Source organism: Candidatus Clostridium stratigraminis, from assembly GCF_045310675.1.
In the GTDB taxonomy this organism is placed as follows: Bacteria; Bacillota; Clostridia; order Clostridiales; family Clostridiaceae; genus Clostridium_AT; species Clostridium_AT stratigraminis.
Window position 1 is genome coordinate 83,475 of sequence record NZ_JBJHZZ010000011.1, and the last position, 16,792, is coordinate 100,266.

Annotated in this window: 16 protein-coding genes; 14 read left to right on the forward strand and 2 right to left on the reverse strand. The window is 33.5% G+C overall.

Annotated elements, in window-relative coordinates:
• Positions 1–15: 15 nt before the first annotated feature.
• From ACJDUG_RS13750 to ACJDUG_RS13785, 8 genes are all read left to right on the forward strand, one after another.
• Positions 16–810 carry a thymidylate synthase gene (locus ACJDUG_RS13750; protein ID WP_406770448.1) on the forward strand — a complete coding sequence of 265 codons (795 nt, stop codon included), beginning with the start codon at positions 16–18 and terminating at the stop codon, positions 808–810.
• A complete protein-coding gene (locus tag ACJDUG_RS13755) occupies positions 810–1,304 on the forward strand; it encodes a dihydrofolate reductase (RefSeq protein ID WP_406770449.1) in 495 nt (164 codons plus the stop codon). Before ACJDUG_RS13750 ends, ACJDUG_RS13755 begins: the two co-directional genes overlap by 1 nt.
• A 207-nt stretch (positions 1,305–1,511) precedes the next feature.
• Entirely contained in the window at positions 1,512–2,300 is a 789-nt protein-coding gene (locus ACJDUG_RS13760; protein WP_406770450.1) for a type III pantothenate kinase, read from the forward strand.
• Positions 2,300–3,265, forward strand: coding sequence for a tRNA dihydrouridine synthase DusB (gene dusB / locus ACJDUG_RS13765; protein ID WP_406770451.1), 966 nt, complete (start codon positions 2,300–2,302; stop codon positions 3,263–3,265). The genes ACJDUG_RS13760 and dusB overlap by 1 nt, the downstream gene beginning before the upstream one ends.
• Before the next feature lie 202 nt (positions 3,266–3,467).
• Positions 3,468–3,950, forward strand: coding sequence for a transcription elongation factor GreA (greA, locus tag ACJDUG_RS13770; protein ID WP_406770452.1), 483 nt, complete (start codon positions 3,468–3,470; stop codon positions 3,948–3,950).
• A 48-nt stretch (positions 3,951–3,998) separates the two neighbouring features.
• Positions 3,999–5,507, forward strand: a complete 1,509-nt coding sequence (gene lysS, locus ACJDUG_RS13775; protein WP_406770453.1) for a lysine--tRNA ligase — start codon at positions 3,999–4,001, stop codon at positions 5,505–5,507.
• Positions 5,508–5,927: 420 nt separating this feature from the next.
• A complete protein-coding gene (locus tag ACJDUG_RS13780; RefSeq protein ID WP_406770454.1) occupies positions 5,928–8,306 on the forward strand; it encodes an HsdM family class I SAM-dependent methyltransferase in 2,379 nt (792 codons plus the stop codon).
• A gap of 1 nt (position 8,307) precedes the next feature.
• Positions 8,308–9,423, forward strand: coding sequence for a restriction endonuclease subunit S (locus ACJDUG_RS13785; RefSeq protein ID WP_406770455.1), 1,116 nt, complete (start codon positions 8,308–8,310; stop codon positions 9,421–9,423).
• 194 nt (positions 9,424–9,617) lie between these two features.
• Here ACJDUG_RS13785 and ACJDUG_RS13790 read toward each other — a convergent pair whose 3' ends face one another.
• Together ACJDUG_RS13790 and ACJDUG_RS13795 are read right to left on the reverse strand one after the other, a co-directional pair.
• Entirely contained in the window at positions 9,618–10,082 is a 465-nt protein-coding gene (locus ACJDUG_RS13790; protein ID WP_406770456.1) for a hypothetical protein, read from the reverse strand.
• Between the two features lie 104 nt (positions 10,083–10,186).
• A complete protein-coding gene (locus ACJDUG_RS13795; RefSeq protein ID WP_406770457.1) occupies positions 10,187–11,059 on the reverse strand; it encodes a hypothetical protein in 873 nt (290 codons plus the stop codon).
• A gap of 255 nt (positions 11,060–11,314) precedes the next feature.
• Here ACJDUG_RS13795 and ACJDUG_RS13800 point away from each other — a divergent pair, with 255 nt between their 5' ends.
• The 6 genes from ACJDUG_RS13800 to ACJDUG_RS13825 all read left to right on the forward strand — a co-directional run bounded on the left by ACJDUG_RS13800 (position 11,315) and on the right by ACJDUG_RS13825 (position 16,724).
• A complete protein-coding gene (locus ACJDUG_RS13800) occupies positions 11,315–11,593 on the forward strand; it encodes a hypothetical protein (protein WP_406770458.1) in 279 nt (92 codons plus the stop codon).
• Positions 11,594–11,741: 148 nt separating this feature from the next.
• Complete coding sequence (locus ACJDUG_RS13805; protein WP_406770459.1) at positions 11,742–12,815, forward strand: hypothetical protein; 1,074 nt, start codon at positions 11,742–11,744, stop codon at positions 12,813–12,815.
• A 14-nt stretch (positions 12,816–12,829) separates the two neighbouring features.
• A complete protein-coding gene (locus ACJDUG_RS13810) occupies positions 12,830–14,104 on the forward strand; it encodes an FtsK/SpoIIIE domain-containing protein (protein WP_406770460.1) in 1,275 nt (424 codons plus the stop codon).
• A complete protein-coding gene (locus ACJDUG_RS13815; protein ID WP_406770461.1) occupies positions 14,105–14,302 on the forward strand; it encodes an excisionase in 198 nt (65 codons plus the stop codon).
• A 71-nt stretch (positions 14,303–14,373) separates the two neighbouring features.
• The gene (locus tag ACJDUG_RS13820; RefSeq protein WP_406770462.1) at positions 14,374–15,612 is read left to right on the forward strand and encodes a tyrosine-type recombinase/integrase; all 1,239 of its coding nucleotides are present in this window, start codon (positions 14,374–14,376) and stop codon (positions 15,610–15,612) included.
• A gap of 950 nt (positions 15,613–16,562) precedes the next feature.
• On the forward strand, positions 16,563–16,724 hold the full coding sequence (locus tag ACJDUG_RS13825) for a hypothetical protein (protein WP_406770463.1): 162 nt from the start codon (positions 16,563–16,565) through the stop codon (positions 16,722–16,724).
• The last annotated feature ends 68 nt before the right edge of the window (positions 16,725–16,792 follow it).

Here is a 16,792-nt window from a genome sequence, read left to right on the forward strand (position 1 = left end):
AAAAGGAGATTATATATGAGTATAGCTGATAAACAGTATTTGCAATTAGTTAGAGAAATTTTAGATAATGGATACTACGAAGCAGAAAATAGAACTGGAATACCAACCTATAAACTTCCACATAAAATATTTCAATTTGATTTGCAAAAGGAGTTTCCTATACTTACAACTAAATTTGTAGCTTTTAAAACTGCCGTAAAGGAGCTTTTATGGATATATAGGGATCAATCAAATGATGTAAAAAAGCTACAGGAAGAAAATGTACACATCTGGGATGAATGGATGAGGTCAGATGGTACCATAGGCACTGCCTACGGATGGGTAGTTAAGGAGTATAATCAAATAGATAAACTCATAGATGGCCTTAAGAAGGATCCTCAGGGAAGAAGACATATATTGAGTTTATGGCAGATACCTCATTTAGATAGTGGAGCACTTTACCCTTGTGCTTTTTTAACAATGTGGGATGTGACTGACGGTAGACTAAATTGTATGCTAATTCAAAGATCTGCAGATTTACCTCTAGGTGCACCTTTTAACATGTGCCAATATGCAGTTTTAGTACATCTTATAGCTCAGGTAACAGGTTTAAAACCAGGACTATTTACACATGTTATAAATAATGCACATATATATGAAAATCAAGTAGAGGGTATGAAGCTTCAGTTATCAAGGGAAAATGAGGCCTTTGAGGCGCCAAAGCTTTGGGTAAATCCCGAAATAAATAACTTCTACGACTTTAAAATTGAAGATATTAAGCTTATAGATTATAAATATCATCCGGCAATTAAAATGGAGGTGGCTGTATAATGCTTAGTTTTGTAGTTGCTATTGCAGATAATAATGTTATTGGTAAGGATAAAAGTCTTGCCTGGTATTTACCAAATGACTTAAAAAAATTTAAGGACATAACCATGTCAGGAAGTAAAACTATGATTATGGGAAGAAAAACCTTCGAATCCCTTCCAAAAGTACTTCCTGAAAGAAGACACATAATACTAACTAATAACAGAGATTATAAGGTCATTGATGAAAATGTAAAAGTGGTAACAAATCTTGATGAACTTAAACCCTATATTGAAGCTAAAGAAGAATATTTTGTAATTGGAGGAGGGCAAATATTTAAGCTGCTTTTTCCATATACAAATAAAATGTATATAACTGAAATTCATGAGAATTTTGAGGGAGACACTTTCTTTCCTGAATATGATAAAACTAAATGGAAGGCAGTAGAGAAAAGGGAAGGCATTGTGGATAATAAAAGTAAATATAAACATACCTTTCTAACCTTAGTTCGTATTTAATTGTAGAGGCATTAGCTGCCTCTTTTTTTTAAGGAAAAGAGTAAGTTAAGACTACTGTATTTTGCTAATTATAAGTGACAATTATTTACGATAAAGGTGACTAATAATATAAGTATAGTAATTAGAGACTTTACTAAAAGTTTCACTTGACAATTTATATTGAAAGTATAGAATTAAAACGTAATTTAAAAGAGAGTGGTGTTTATATTGATATTAGTTTTGGATGTTGGGAATACCAATATAGTCCTCGGGGCCTATAAGGACAAAAATTTAATTGCAGACTGGAGATTAGCTACAGATAATAATAGAACTGCAGACGAATATGGCGTTCAGGTTACACAGCTATTTATGCTTAAGAAGTTAAGCTTAGAAGAGGTAGAAGGAGTAATTGTATCCTCAGTAGTACCAAATATAATGTATACTATAGAACATATGATAAGAAAGTATTTTAACAAAACACCTATAATTGTAGGACCAGGAATAAAAACTGGTATTAATATTAAATATGATAATCCTAAGGAAGTAGGTGCAGATAGGATAGTTAATGCTGTTGCTGCTCATGAAATGTATAGAAGAGCACTTATTATAATTGATTTTGGGACAGCAACTACATTCTGTGCAGTGACTAAAACTGGGGATTACCTGGGAGGGGCTATATGCCCTGGTATTAAAATTTCCTCAGAAGCGCTATTTGAAAGAGCAGCTAAGCTTCCTAGAGTAGAGCTTATTAAAACTCCTAGTGTTATTTGTAAAAATACAGTTACAAGTATGCAGGCTGGTATTGTATATGGGTATACTGGAACCGTTGATTATATTGTAGAGAGAATGAAAAGAGAAATGGAAGATTACGGTGAAACTGATCCGCTTGTAATTGCAACTGGTGGTTTAGCAACCCTTATTAGCAAGGATTCTAAATATATAGCTAAGGTATCACCATATCTAACATTAGAAGGATTAAGAATACTATACGAGAAAAATACAGAAACGGTGGTTTAATGCAAATAGGAAATCTTAAAGTCAAAAATAACGTTTTTTTAGCTCCTATGGCAGGTGTTACAGATATAGCCTATAGAGGTCTCTGCGCTGAAATGGGCTGTGGCCTTGTTTATACCGAGATGATAAGTGCAAAGGGACTTTTTTATAATAGTGAAAACACAAAGGAAATGCTTAGGATATCAGAAGAAGAAAAGCCAGTAGCAGTGCAAATTTTTGGCTCTGACCCATATATTATGGCCAAAGCTTGTGACTACTTTAATAGCATGGAAGACATATGTCTAGTTGATATAAATATGGGATGCCCAGTACCCAAGATTGTTAAGAATGGTGAGGGGTCAGCCTTAATGAAAAACCCTAAGCTAGCAAGAGATATTGTAAAGGAAGTAAAAAAAGTCTCAATTAAGCCTGTAACTGTAAAATTCAGAAAGGGCTTTACAGAAAGTGAAATAAATGCTGTAGATTTTGCAAAGGAAATGGAAGAGGCAGGTGCTGATGCCGTTACCATTCACGGCAGAACAAGAGAGCAGATGTATGAAGGTAAGGCAGACTGGGATATAATAAGGCAAGTGAAAGAAAGTGTAAGAATTCCTGTAATAGGAAATGGGGATGTGTTTACCGAAGAAGCTGCTATAAAAATGACTGCAGTTACAAATTGCGATGGTATAATGGTTGCAAGAGGAGCCCAAGGTAATCCTTGGATTTTTAATCAGATTTTACAGGCCTTAAAGGGTGAAGAAATTATTTATCCTTCCGATGATGAAAAACTTAGGATGTGTATAAGACATTTAGAACTAGCCTTACAATATTACGGTGAGAATAGAGCTGTAAGGGAAATGAGAAAACATATAGGCTGGTATATAAAAGGAATAAAAAATTGTACTGAAATAAAAAATTCTGTCAATACTGAGAAGAAGATAAATAATGTATTTAATATTCTTAATGAATACAGGCTAACACTCATATAGTAATTTTTTTATTAAATGTGAATATAATAGCATTGTGAATAATTTCAATAAGGGACTTAAGTTCATATTTTGTTAGTTGTTGACAATGTGGGAAGGCTGTTTTATAATATGTATTTAAATGATTAGGTTAAAGTTTTTAGTCAGTTCCTTAAGGGTTAAGGGAAAAATATTAGTTTAATAGTTAAAAGGGGAGAATTTGGCAATGAGTGAATCAAAGAAGTTTTTGATGACTTATGAAGGTGTAAAAAAATTAGAAGAGGAATTAGATTATCTTAAAACTATAAAAAGAGTTGAAATAAAAGAGAAAATTAAAGTTGCTCGTTCATTTGGTGATTTAAGTGAAAATGCAGAATATGATGAAGCTAAAAATGAACAGGCATTCGTTGAAGGAAGAATTGCAACGCTAGAAAATATGCTCAAAAATGCTTCTGTGGTAGATGAAGCAGATATTTCAACAGATAAGGTTGGAGTGGGATCTATTGTTAAAGTTAAAGATTTTGAATTTGATGAGGAAGTAGATTTTACTATAGTAGGTTCTGCTGAGTCTAATCCAGCAGAATTTAAAATTTCAAATGAGTCGCCAGTAGGTAAATCTCTTATTGGTAAAAAAGTTGGTGAAGTAGTTGAAGTGCCAACTCCAGATGGGGTATGCAAATATGAAATTCTCGGTATAAGAACAGCTTAAGATAAATAATAATATGTATTATTAATAGAATAACGGAGGAATAATAAAATGGCTAATGAAGAACAAAATCTTCAGCAACAGGCGGCTGAATACAATGAACAAGTTACATTAAGAAGACAAAAACTTGCAGAACTTCAGGAAGCGGGAAAAGATCCATTTGATGTATATAAGGTTAATAGGACTCATAGTTCTAAACAGATTAAAGATAATTTTGATGCTCTAGAAGGACAAGAAGTAACAGTTGCAGGAAGACTTATGTCCAAAAGATTACAAGGGAAAGCTGGCTTTTCACATATACAAGATAGAGAAGGAAGACTTCAGCTTTACATAAAAATAGATGATGTTGGAGCTGATAGGATTAAGGAATATAAGTCCTTTGATTTAGGTGATTGGGTTAGTATAACTGGATTTGTTTTTAAGACAAAAACTGAAGAAATATCTGTACATATAAAAGATTTCCAGCTTATATCTAAGGCTATAAAACCACTTCCAGATAAATGGCATGGTTTAAAGGATCCTGATCTTAGATATAGACAAAGAGAAGTTGATCTTATTATGAATGAAGAAGTAAGGGACACCTTCTTTAAGAGAATTGCTATTCTTAAGGGAGTAAGAGAGTTTTTAGATAACAGAGGATATTTAGAGGTTGAGACTCCAATACTATCTCCTATAGCAGGGGGTGCTGCTGCTAGACCATTTGTTACACATCACAATGCTCTTGATATAGATATGTATTTAAGAATCGCTACAGAACTTTATTTAAAGAGATGTATTGTTGGCGGTTTTGAAAAAGTTTATGACATGGGCAAGAACTTTAGAAATGAAGGTATTGATTTAAGACATAATCCAGAATTCACAATGATAGAATTATATGAAGCCTATGCTGACTATAATGATATGATGGAGATAATGGAAAATCTTATGGCTTCACTATGCAAGAAGCTATATGGAACAACTAAAATAAATTACCAAGGTACAGAAATAGATTTTACACCACCTTGGAGAAGACTTACAATGTATGATGCAGTTAAAGAATATGCTGGGATAGATTTTAAAGAAATTAACACAGATGAAGAAGCTCAAGAAATTGCTAAAGAAAGGCACCTTGAATTTAAAAAGGAATTAAAGGACTGTACAAAGGCCGATGTATTAAATGCACTATTTGAAGAATATGGCGAAGAAAATTTAATTCAACCTACCTTCCTTTGTGATTATCCGGTAGAAATCTCTCCTTTAACAAAGAAAAAGAGAGGAAACCCAGAGCTTACTGAAAGATTTGAAGGCTTTATTTTTGGAAGAGAAGTATGTAATGCTTACTCAGAGCTTAATGATCCAATCGTTCAAAGAGACAGATTTATGCAGCAGCTTAAGGAAAGGGAACTTGGGGATGATGAAGCTTATATGATAGATGAGGAATTCCTAAGTGCTTTAGAAACAGCAATGCCTCCAACTGGCGGTATGGGTATAGGAATAGATAGAATTGTAATGTTCCTTACAAATGCAGTTTCTATTAGAGACGTTATTCTTTTCCCTACAATGAAGCCAAATCAACAATAATACGGCTTAATACTGGTGTTTAGAACTCCTAGAGTTAAATTCTTACGCCTGTTTTACGCCTAAATAATGAAAAGATAGGAAGCTGACTAAAAAGATCAATAGTAAAGTCTATTGGTCTTTTTCTTTTGTTTAAAATTTGTTATACTAAATAAGAAATTACTTAATATGAAAAATAGTAATGATAATGGAGAAAGAAATTGTGGGTGGAAAATAAAGCGATTAAACCTGAAAATCATACATCAATTGAATTTCTCATAGAACAAGTATCAAGAATAATTGAGAGTGTTGCGGAAAATGATAATGTGGCTATTGTCAACAAAAACAGCAAACCGCATAATGTAATAATTTATATGATAGATAATATACATTAAAAAAATGGGTGCTAACATATAATTCTTAAAGAAAATGTGAGGGAAGAAAATGGCAAAAGCAAGTGAAGAAAAAACAAAAGGATTAATTGCAGATAAATTAAAAGAAATTGATGGTTATCCATATAATCAAAATGTTGAAGTAGATGGTGTTACTTGGTTTAAAGAGGATAGTTATAAAGGAACGGATTATGATTGGTTAAGTGGAGTTTTTTCAACAGCTTCAAAAAAACAAACAATGAAAGATAAGGGAACACCAGATTTTATTGTAGTGAAGAACAATTCAGAAGTTATCATTGTAATTGAATGCAAAGGTTCAACTGATAATCATATGATGCTGACTGATATAAAAGAATATAAATCATATGGATATGGAAATTCGGCAGATACAACAGGATATGCAGTAAATGGTGCGTTGTGGTATGCTTCTTTTTTGAACTCAGATTACGATGTTGTTGCTATTGGGGTGTCAGGTCAAAGTGAGTCTGAATGTAGGGTGACATCATTTGTGTTGCCTAAGGGTGGCGAAATGTCAGATATAGAGTTGTTAGAAGATGGATATCTTGATGGAACTTTAGTTTCAATAAATCAATATGAAAAGAATATTGAAGTTGCATTGAATCGTTATGCAGCAACGGAAGAACTTGTCAGGAAGGAACTTAGACGATATACGCTTTCTTGTGCAAACTTCCTTCGCTCAAATGGTATTGAAGATAATTCTAAGGCAGGTTTTATTTCAGCTGTCATATTAGGATTGACGAATCATGAATCAAGACTTTACAAAGATACTAAAGCTGCAATAGAAAGAAAGAATGCAACAAAGTCAAAGAAAATGGTTTTAGATCCAATAGGAAAAGATGCGGTTAAAATGTTGAAAAAATCATTATATGGAGATGGAAACGAATATGATGATGATTATGTAAATGGAATTTGGGATATAGATAAGATACCAAGAGGTAAAAGAACTTCACTAAAAAAATTTTATGATAATCTTTTGGCAAAAGATGAATTGATACAAGCTCCTAAAGGAAAAGACAGATATTTTCAAGATGGAAGTACTGTCCTGTCATGTTGTGTATATTCGCTATATGTTAATGTAATTGAGGTAATTGAAAGATACAGTGGAATCGATGTTATGGGGGAATTTTATACAACATTTCTTAGATTTACAAAAGGTAATGCAAAGGAGAAAGGTATTGTACTCACTCCAAAGCATGTAACAGATTTGTTTTGTGATATTGCAGAGTTTTATTCAGATGAGAAGTTTAGTGAAAAAACAAAAATCATAGATATTTGCTGTGGTACAGGTGCATTTCTTATTTCTGCGCTAAACAGAATTAAAAGAAATATTCATAGCGATCATGAAAGTGAAGATAAGAAAAAAGAACGATATGAGTATGCACAAACTAACAGTCTAATAGGTGTCGAAAGAGATTCGTCAATGTATGCACTTGCATATGCAAATATGAGATTCCATGGAGATGGTAAATCTAATTTGTTTAACTGTTCATCATTGCTGATAGATTCATATGCTCCTGTAGATGATAGTGGAAAGACATACTTTAATGATAAAAAGATTACCTTAAGTGAAGCATTAAAGGAGTTTGGAGATATTGATGTTGGAATGATAAACCCACCATATTCCCTTGACAAAAAAGATAATACTTCAACTCAGGAATATCCGATTGTTCAACAAATAAATGAGCTGAAGGATAAAAATAAAAAGTTAAATAAAAAGTTAAAGGAGTTAAAGAAGAAAGAGCCGGATGAAAAGATAGAATCTGAAATCAGTAAGATAGAAGCTGAAATTTTAAAGAATAAAAAAGAATTGGTTGAATTGGAAGATGAATTTACAAAAAGTGGTATGAGAGAAGTTGCTATACAAAAGGGGCAAGATGAATTAGATTTCATTACTTCAATGCTACATTATTTGAAAATTGGTGGTATTGGTATCGCAATTATTCCAATGTCATGTGCAGGAAATAGTGGTAGTAAGTTGCGTGTAGAAATGCTTAAATATCACACTTTACTTGCGTGTATGACAATGCCAACTCAGTTATTCTTCGATTCACATGTAGGTGCAAATACTTGCATTATGGTTTTTAAGGCACATATTCCACATGACGAAAACAAGTCAGTCTTTTTTGGTAGATGGAAAGATGATGGATTTGCAGTTATTCCTCACAATGGAAGAAAGAACACAGGAAAATGGGATGAGATACGCAGAGAGTGGATTAATCAATTGGATGGAACAGCTACACCAAATGACATTGTTTTTGTGAGAAAGAAGATAAAGACAACAGATGAAGCACTTACAGAAGCCTACACTAAGACAGATTACTCAAAAATAAAAGATGCAGACTTTGAAAAAACATTAAAGAAGTATGCACTGTATAAATTTATGGATGAGAATGGTCTTTTGGAGGAATGATATGAATTTACAAGATAGAGAATGGAAAGATTATCATTTATATGATTTATTTGAAATTGATCCAGGAAACAAGTTTGATAGAAGTAAAATGACTGCATATATGCCATCTGTTAATTTTGTGGGAAGATCAAGTACCCGTAATGGTGTTACAGCATATGTCGATAGAATAGATGAAGTAGAACCATATAAAGAAGGAAATATGACAATTGCTTTAGGTGGAGAACATTTAGGCTCATGCTTTATTCAAAAATATCCTTTTTATACAAGTCAAAACGTTGTTGTTTTGATTCCGCTGCAGGAAATGAGCGAGAATGTAAAACTATTTATAGCCCATTTGATTAGAAATGAAAGTGCAAATAACTATTTGGCATTTGCGAGAGAACTAAATGCTCATGTAAAAACGGATTTCATAATAAAGCTGCCGATTACAAAGTCTGGAGAATTGGATATTTCATTTATTAATGAGTATATTTCAAGTTTGTCATATGACATATCAAATGTACCGGAGTATTTTTTGGATGATGGATATGAAAAAGCTTTTTGGTATATTGATAATATTGATCAAGACAAGTTTGAAGAAAAATATGCATCGTCTAAGATATCGGATAAAATATCACTTTCCGATAGAAAATGGGAGCCATTTGTATTTCATGAGATTGTGCAGGATATACATAATGGAAAGGCTTATAATAAATCTGATTTGACAATAGCAGATGGAGATGATTATGTTTCCTATGTTACAAGAACAAATGAGAATAATGGAATTTCTTTATGTGTAGAAAATAAAGAATATGATGGATTAGAAAAGGCAAAAGCAATTACAATTGGTGACACTACTGCTACTATTTTTTATCAAGACCATGATTTTATTACAGGACCACACATAATTGTAATTAGAGCAGATTGGTTTAATGTTTATACTGCAAATTTTCTGATTTCTATTTTGAACAAAGAGAAATACAGATATCCTGTATTTGGTCGTGCATTTTCAAAGGATTTAATAAAAGATACGATAGTGTACTTGCCAGTAAAAGAGCCAAGAATTCCAGATTATAAATTTATGGAAGACTATATAAAAACACTTTCTTTTAGTTGCAATATAGAAGTTAAAGCATAAATTTTTCATTTTATGTTTATAAATACAATTTGTAAGGATATAATATCAAGTATTATGATAGAAGATAAATTGGATCATCTATTTGATACAGGTGGAATTTTTTTAAATCAATTAGTATAAGAAAAGCGATCACATAATGTGGTCGCTTTTCTTCTTATCAGCATGCACGCAAACAAGCTCAGCTTAATTATAAGTTATAGAATTTTACAATATTTATTTATAAAAACTATTTCATACATCTGTTTTGTGTACTTGTATGACGAAACAGCTTCATTAAATGACTTATACCAAGAAGTAGCTGAGAGATGTATTTTTTTTAGCTTCTCAAAATTATATTCAGCAATAGGCATATCGTTGGAATCAGTCTCTAGTTGAATAATTAAATCCTTTAATTGATGGGTAAATGGATTGAGTGCCCTACGAAGCGATTTAAAATAACTGTCATCTAAAAGAATATTACTAATGTCTTCAAGAGGGCGCTGGTCTAATAAAGCATTATTCATAATAGATGTCTTTTCTTTTACATCATTTAGATGTTTATTAGCATGCTCATAAATAACTGGCCACTGCTTGTCTATAATCAATTCAGCTTCTTCGTTGGTTATGATGTATGTTGGACATACACGATTGCTACTTGTACGTTTTGATAATCTATCCATTCGATTATCCTCCCTTGTAATTTATTGGAATCATTGTTCCATAAAAAGAGGATAATACAATTCGGGTGTGGCGTCAGTATAGTAATATATGGAGAAAAGGCAAGCTAAAATTCCCCACCATAGATTTTGGAAATATAAGCGTTTTGCAGATACTCTAGTTCGTTGACATAATTATCTGAAATTGTAATAAGTTTTTCAAAGTGCAGATTCATATCTGGAGGAATGAATGCGAGTGCCTTTGATTTTTCTAAATCAGATTCTATTATGTCCTTTACTCTTAAACCTAGAGAGTTTATATCAGGAACAAACTGACGTAATAAGGGTATAACGTGAGGAATTACTAGATCCTTTTCTATCTTTTTATCAAGCTTTGTGTATGAATCAGTAGCTGAACAAAATTCAATAAATATTTTTTCGAAACTTGCTCTACAATTTGACTTGGAAAATAAGTAATCTATAGCGGATTCTCTAGCACTATCAATATTATTAAAAATATCATCTTCGAAAACACAATAATAGTAAGCAGGAATACACTCAGGACGATTATTTAGTATTCGATAATATGTGGAGTATTTGGCATATGAAACATGGTCACAAACAATATTGTAAACATCAATATCTAATTCAGAATTACAAAGAATTAAATCATATATTAAATTATGAAATATTTCTGGAATATTTCTTCTGATCTCTTCCTCTGTACCCCAAAGAACCTCTTGGCGATCTTTAAATCCTAGACTAGGAGCAATACCTATATCTTCATATTGGTTGTCAGATATTTTCCGAGAACTAAGCACAACCGAGTCTTGTATTAAATAGGGATTTTTTTGGCTGATTTTTAAATTAGTAATGTGGCTTATTATTTTTTCGTTGGGAGGATATATATCCTCTAATTTTTTATGAGTCTCAGATATTCGAGCTTTTATCCTAGATGCGCTCTTTTCGTATATACAATTCTTTGTCCATTTAAAGTTCATTAAAAACCTCCTTTGGTGGGGAATTTTACATGGGTAATCAAAGGGAAACTACTACACTGACTCCCTACTCGATTATATAGTATTATGATTATAGAAGCAAGAGAGCTTCCACATGCATGTATAAGTTGATCAACACAAAAATATGGTGGATGCGACCAGAACTAGCATCATAAAGATACGAGGTTTAATATTATGAAAAAACTTAATTTATTTACGTACTTTGATTTTGAGGGATTCGCTAAAGGAAAGCGTTTCATGAGCATCGGACAGAAGGAATGGAAGGATTTCAAGACTGGAGATGTGTTAGGGACTAAGGTAGAAGTTGTAATTGTTCAGGACAAAACAGATTATGGTACAACAGAAGGTGAGGTTGTTAATAATTTGTACGAGAAACTGATAATCAAGATTCCTAAGCAAATTACAGTGCCTATGAATGCTGAGGTTCGTCTTAAGAACGCTGAGGCAACAATATATGGTGAATATCGCAATCAGCTTAGTGTTGTAGCAGAGGATATCGAGATTAATAGTAAGTAAAAAAGACCGTACGCATCCGGCTCAGCAGGAGCCGGGGCGTAGGCTCTCAGGCTTAGTATTACCCTGAGAGCGTTACTGTTACATGCGAGGATTCATGCGGGTTTTCGTATGTAACAGATTTATAGTTTGTTACAAGTGGGGGCAGGGTATGACACAAGATACAGTTAGCAGATCATGGTTTGCTGTGTTTCCATATCCGGAACAACATGGATATACAGAATCGCCGGAAGAAATTTGTGAACAGCTTAAAAATGAATGGATTAGAGATAATCCTTTACGGAAAGGTTGGTGGGGGTATTGCGTTTCAGAAAAAGGGATGCCACATATTCATATGGTACTTGAAGCCTCTGGAGCAATGAGATTCAGCGCAGTTAAGAAAGCATACCCTACAGTACATTTAGAGCCTACAAAGGGAAATAAGAAGCAGGTGTTGGCATATATCAGGAAGGAGTCACCTTTTGATGAGAAAGGAGAACAGGTGATCTGCTTTACTTCTTATGGAAATATCGAAGGCAATAAACGCTTTGCTCTTAATAATACCAACGATACTCTTCAAACGATTGAACAGTTGATCGAGGAAGGTATGACACCTAATGCAATTATGGCAGAGGATATCCGACTTCGAAAAGAAGAGACCTTGATTCGGAAAGCATATTTCGCAAAACGCTATAAGGAAACACCGCCTCAGAGAGATATAAAGATCGTTTGGCATTGCGGAGAATCTGGCACAGGAAAATCATATGCCTATATAAAACTTTGTGAGCAATTTGGGGATGATAATGTATATTTCTTTTCTGATTACGCAAACAGAGGTGTAGGAGGCTTTGATGGATATGGTGGAGAGCCGGTATTATTCATGGATGAGCTAAAGAGTGAATCGCTTCCCTTTGAACTATTGTTGACAGTAATGCAGGGGTATCGCACTCAGATACATTGTAGGTACTCAAATTGCTATGCTTTATGGAATGAGGTTCACATTACATCAATCTTTAGTCCGGAAGATATCTATGGAGGAATGGTTAGCAGGGAGACACAAGCAAAAGATACTATTAAACAGTTATTAAGAAGAATAACACTATATGTTTACCATTATGTTGAAAATGGTGAATTCAAAACTTTCGAGCTGCCGGGAGATCAATACAAAAAACTTGATGATCTGAGAAGGCAAGCAACGGGAAGTGATTTTGTAACTATTGACAATGAAGTAATAACTTTTGAGTAAAGGAGCGTGATGATATGAAGAATAAAAATTTATATAGAATTGTTACGGGGGCAAAGAGGATTGTCAGAAATAAACTGCTGATCCTGATCCCTGTTGTTTACCTGATTATTGTTGGAATTCTGTCATACATGGGAAAAGTACTCTTGCTTACATTAGATCAGCCTTTTTCGTCAGATCTGTTCGGGTGGGTGTTCCTGATCTTCATGGTAGAGATAGCAATAATAGGACTGATGTTGATATTGACAGTATTGGGTACACCTATAAGTAGTAAGGAAATAGAAAATGAATTATCGGAGATCGAATTTACAGATAAAAAAGGAAATCCACCTACTTTGATAGCTAAAACAAGAGAAAAAAATGGATGGATATATGAATTTTATTCGCCGAGGTTGCCATTGTATCAGTATGAAAATCATGTAAAAGATATAGAAAATGCTTTAGTTATGAAAATAATATCTATAGAATTTGGGAAAAACACGCAACATGTGATAATCAAGGCGATAGACTTCGCAAGAAAATCACAAGAAACAATTATGTGGAAAGATGCCTATCTTAGTTCAGATGACTTCATATTGAAACTTGGCGAGAGTTATTTTGGGGATGAGAGTTTTAATCTGGCAGTCACACCTCATGTTTTGATTGGTGGAGGTTCAGGTTCAGGAAAGAGCAAACTGTTGAAACTAATTTTGATGCAGAGCATAAAGAAAGGCGCAGAAGTTTATCTTTCAGACTTTAAAGGTGGTGTTGATTATCCAAAAGTCTGGCATGAAAAATGTTCAATTATTGTTGAAACAGAAAAACTATCAGATCAGCTTTCAGATATATTGGAGATCATGGAAGATAGACGTAAACAGTTTGTTAAATCTGGTGCATCAAATATAAGTGAACATAATCGCAAGACAGAATCTAATATGCAGAGAATTATAGTTGCATGTGATGAAGTTGCTGAGGTACTTGACAAAACCGGATTGGATAAGACTGAAAAGGCTTTGATCAGTCAGATAGAAAGTAAGTTTATTACAATAGCAAGACTAGGTAGGGCGTTTGGAATACATCTGATTTTGGCTACACAGAGACCATCAGCAGATGTATTAAATGGGCAGATCAAAAATAATATAGGTATGAGGATTTGTGGTAGGGCAGATAAGGTTTTGTCTCAGATTATCCTTGATAATACGGATGGAGAAGACAAAATTTCACAAAACGATCAAGGAATGTTTCTGACAAATACTAGAGTGCTATTTAAGGCATATTATGTTGAAGATGATTGCTTAAAGGAGCGTGATTGAATGTTAGGAAAACCCGAATTAAAAGATAAACCCACGCTCACAATAGAAGAAGCTGCTTCCCTATATAACATAGGGGAGCATAAACTTAGAGAACTTACAGATTCTGATACATGTTCTTTTGTTTTATATGTTGGGCGTAAAAGACTTATAAAAAGAAAACAATTTGATGATTATCTTGCAAAATCTTTTTCGATTTAGGGTGTTTTTGGGAAAGCTGATATGTTATTATTATAGCAAGTCAGCTTTCTGTCGTAGGAAGGAGATATATAATGGCAGAAAGACGAAAAGATAATAAGGGTAGAGTTTTAAAGGAAAATGAGACACAGAGAAAAGACGGATCATATGATTATAGGTGGCGTACATCAGATGGTAAGAGACATTCTATATATGCACCTACGCTTGAGGAACTTCGCGAGAAGGAACAGGCTATTTTCAAAGATAAGAGTGATGGCATTCGAACAGATGCTCAGAAAGTAACTGTAAATGATATTTACGATCTGTGGGTACAGCTAAAGAAGGGATTGAAAGAAAATACCTTCCAGAATTATATTTACATGTATGAGCAGTTTGTAAAGGACGGTCTGGGACAGCATAAGATCGTTACACTTAAGAGATCAGATATCAGAAGATACTATAATTATTTGATAGATGAGAGATGCTTGAAAATATCTTCTGTTGATAATGTGCATACTATTCTGCATCAGGTTTTGGATATAGCTGTTGAGGATGGATATCTGAGAAATAACATAAGCGACAATGCTCTCAAGGAATTGAAGCAGTCTAGAAACCTTTTCACAGAAAAGAGAAAGGCGTTAACTGTTCAGGAGCAGGATATCTTTCTTGATTTTCTTAGGAATAGCAGTATGTATCATCATTGGTATCCGATCTTTGCTTTGATGATCGGAACAGGAGTCAGAGTGGGAGAAGCTACAGGACTTCGGTGGTGCGATGTTGATTTCGATAATAATAACATTAATATAAATCATACATTAGTTTACTTTAATCATGCAAAGGGTGGATGTTATTTCGGAGTGAATACACCTAAGACAAGAGCTGGAGAGAGAGCTGTTCCAATGATCGAAAGTGTGAGATATGCACTTCTTCAAGAAAAGGCATATCAAGAGGAATGCGGAATAACATGTAGTGCCAGGATCGATGGATTTACAGATTTTATATTTGTTAATCGCTTTGGAAATGCTCAGCATCAAGGAACGCTTAATAAAGCACTCCGTAGGATCATTAGAGATTGCAATCAGGAGATTCTGGATAAGGCAAAGAAAAACGATCAAGTGATCCTGCTTCCTAAATTTAGTTGTCATACATTAAGACATACATTTACTACTCGCCTTTGTGAGTCAGGGATCAATATTAAAGTAATTCAATCGGTTCTGGGGCATGCAGATATCAGCACTACACTTGATATATATGCAGATGTTACCAGAGATTTGAAAAAAGCAGAAATGCAGACATTTGAGGATTTCATGAATAATAAAAAGGAAGCCATGTAGGTTTACGCCCACTATACGCCAAACTTACGCCCGTTTCATGATAACTGTTGAGAAGTAATGAAATGATAGGTACAAAAGGGATGTCGGGAATGCAGGAAATAAAGATATTTGACAATTTATGAAATACCATGAAAGAGCAGGGATGGTCTTCCCTACAATGAAACCAACTCAACAATAAAACCTGTGTTTTCAAAAGGTTTAAGATTATAGGGTCAAAATTTACGACAGATTTACGACCATGGAAATCCATAGCGACCCAAATAAGTCCATTTAAGTCACGATGTTACAACAATCCTATTGGACAATATAGGATGTCAATGAGTTTGTATGGATTCAAATAAGTAAATTAGATGGCCTCTATGGACTGTGTCAAAGTGATAAATGATTAATAAGGCACTTACGTTTAGTTGAAAAACTAGATGTGGGTGTCTTTTTTGTTGCTCATTTGTTGAAATACATCTCGTGAATTAAATGAGGTGTGAATAAAAGGAAAGAAGGTAAGGACTCCGGATCTGGATGGGAAATCGGGCGATATATGTAGATAACTATTTAAACTAAATCAAAAATATACTTACGCAAAACATATGGTTGCTTTTATAAGATTACAAACTACAAAAATTATATTAGTGACTTATCAATTAAAATCTATATGTTGGATCATCAATAACAATAAAAAGCACATTTTTTATTGAGTTGAATGTAATACTAACTTCCAGCGTTTCTGCCCCAGGGGGTGCGGATTGGAATTTAAACTGTAAATTTTTTATTGTTAACCCTATTATGCTTCTAAGAATTTTTAATGGGAATATAATATTTATGTGGAAAAAATTTTTAACGCTACTTTTGATTTTCTTATATAATACAGAAACGAAACCTTTGCTTTTTACATTTGTAATTTTCACAACTAAATTAAGCAATAGCATGCTATTTAAATAATTGGAGGTGTCGCAATGGGCGAGTTTGAGGATTCCATGATGGATGAAACTTCGGAAAATACATCTGAATACATTAATGAAGAATGCGATGCAACGTTTGATGTGATTGAATGTGATATAGAGTTGTCTGAAAACGAAACCGTTACAATGCTTAGCGAAAATGATGGGTGGATTTAAGTCAATATAGTAGACACAGAAACTCGAATTTTTTATGCAGTTTTTCTTAAAGCATCTTCAAGCTGCTG

Coding starts and splice junctions, on each gene's coding strand:
- ACJDUG_RS13750 (WP_406770448.1), top strand. CDS start 16: ATGAGTATAGCTGATAAACAGTATTTGCAATTAGTTAGAGAAATTTTA.
- ACJDUG_RS13755 (WP_406770449.1), top strand. CDS start 810: ATGCTTAGTTTTGTAGTTGCTATTGCAGATAATAATGTTATTGGTAAG.
- dusB (WP_406770451.1), top strand. CDS start 2,300: ATGCAAATAGGAAATCTTAAAGTCAAAAATAACGTTTTTTTAGCTCCT.
- greA (WP_406770452.1), top strand. CDS start 3,468: ATGAGTGAATCAAAGAAGTTTTTGATGACTTATGAAGGTGTAAAAAAA.
- lysS (WP_406770453.1), top strand. CDS start 3,999: ATGGCTAATGAAGAACAAAATCTTCAGCAACAGGCGGCTGAATACAAT.
- ACJDUG_RS13780 (WP_406770454.1), top strand. CDS start 5,928: ATGGCAAAAGCAAGTGAAGAAAAAACAAAAGGATTAATTGCAGATAAA.
- ACJDUG_RS13785 (WP_406770455.1), top strand. CDS start 8,308: ATGAATTTACAAGATAGAGAATGGAAAGATTATCATTTATATGATTTA.
- ACJDUG_RS13790 (WP_406770456.1), bottom strand. CDS start 10,082: ATGGATAGATTATCAAAACGTACAAGTAGCAATCGTGTATGTCCAACA.
- ACJDUG_RS13795 (WP_406770457.1), bottom strand. CDS start 11,059: ATGAACTTTAAATGGACAAAGAATTGTATATACGAAAAGAGCGCATCT.
- ACJDUG_RS13800 (WP_406770458.1), top strand. CDS start 11,315: ATGAGCATCGGACAGAAGGAATGGAAGGATTTCAAGACTGGAGATGTG.
- ACJDUG_RS13805 (WP_406770459.1), top strand. CDS start 11,742: ATGACACAAGATACAGTTAGCAGATCATGGTTTGCTGTGTTTCCATAT.
- ACJDUG_RS13810 (WP_406770460.1), top strand. CDS start 12,830: ATGAAGAATAAAAATTTATATAGAATTGTTACGGGGGCAAAGAGGATT.
- ACJDUG_RS13815 (WP_406770461.1), top strand. CDS start 14,105: ATGTTAGGAAAACCCGAATTAAAAGATAAACCCACGCTCACAATAGAA.
- ACJDUG_RS13820 (WP_406770462.1), top strand. CDS start 14,374: ATGGCAGAAAGACGAAAAGATAATAAGGGTAGAGTTTTAAAGGAAAAT.
- ACJDUG_RS13825 (WP_406770463.1), top strand. CDS start 16,563: ATGGGCGAGTTTGAGGATTCCATGATGGATGAAACTTCGGAAAATACA.